The following is a 1,213-nucleotide window of genomic DNA, read 5'->3' as shown; positions in this document are numbered from 1 at the left end:
CCGAGTAGATCTATTGAATATAACGACAATCGAATTAGTAAGTTTATTGCCCAATATGGCAAATGTGCAATTCTAGGTGAAGGGTTAGGGATTCATGAATGGCATTGTCATCACATAAACCCTTATCATCTTTCAAAAGATGATAGTTATTCAAACTTAGTTGTTATTCATAAAACAATTCATCAATTGGTACACCTAAAAGATAAAGTGAAAATAGAAGCCCTTTTACAATCTCTAAAGCTTACAAGTAGGCAAAAAGAAAAAGTAAATAAACTACGATTAAGATGTCAAAATGAAATAATCTAACTTTGGAAAATAGCACTCGATTGCTTAATACATAGAAAGAATAGATTGGATTAGTTGGAACGCCGTATGATTCGAAAGTTTCACGTACGGTGTGAACAGGGGGAAAAGGGAGCGATAACTTCAAACTCTTACCTATCTGTATGAATAAGAAATTCAATGAGATTATGTATCCAAAAAAGAAATCTAGAGCTATAATAAACACACATGCAAGCAAAGAGAAGATAATCAACATAGTAAGGTGAAAGACAAATGATGTTACCAGATCTATATTCAAAGTTAGCTATAGCACCTTTATATATACTTGTATTAATAATGGCTATTCTTTATTTGTTATTAAATTATAAAGAAAAAGGTTTCTTTGTATTTATGTTTAAAATCTATGCAGTATTTATTATTGTCAATTATGTAATAGCATTGTATTTTCGTTTTCTAGTTAAATAAACTGTTTTAATGACCACCTGTATGGTGGTTTTTTCTTTTTACAAGTGAGGAGTTTCATGTAATTTGAGCATAAGAAAATATGGCAGCATTCCAGTAAAAAAGAAAAGTTCAGGTTATGGAAGAATTGTGGCAGGGTAGTGAAATAACGATAGAGAATTAAATTGGAATATACCTAAAGGGATTCTAAAGGGGGATGATGTAGTTGGGGCTTAAAGAGTTAATTGATTTCCTTAATAAATTAGAATTAAGTAATATATTTTACAAGCTAAATAAGGTTAGAGATGATGCTATTATGGTTGAAATTGCAGTGCCAGGTCAACGTTGGGAAGTGGAGTTTATGGAAGATGGTACTGTAGAAATTGAAAAGTTCATTAGCGATGGAGACTTTTATGATGGTAAGGAAATAGAAACCCTGATAAAAGATTTTAGTGACTAGTTCAAAACGTCATATCACTAACGTGGCAGT

General features: G+C 31.2%; 1 protein-coding gene and 1 pseudogene. Both read left to right on the top strand.

Going from position 1 to position 1,213, the window contains the following annotated elements:
- Nucleotides 1–306 (top strand): annotated as a pseudogene (locus tag NCCP28_RS23430) (group II intron reverse transcriptase/maturase); the annotation flags it as partial.
- A 643-nt stretch (nt 307–949) separates the two neighbouring features.
- Nucleotides 950–1,183, top strand: a complete 234-nt coding sequence (locus NCCP28_RS23425) for a hypothetical protein (protein ID WP_127742976.1) — start codon at nt 950–952, stop codon at nt 1,181–1,183.
- The last annotated feature ends 30 nt before the right edge of the window (nt 1,184–1,213 follow it).

The sequence above is a fragment of the Niallia sp. NCCP-28 genome (assembly GCF_023168165.1).
In the GTDB taxonomy this organism is placed as follows: domain Bacteria; phylum Bacillota; class Bacilli; order Bacillales; family Cytobacillaceae; genus Niallia.
Note: the sequence above shows the minus strand (reverse complement) of the source record. Positions and strands in the feature narration are given on the sequence as shown.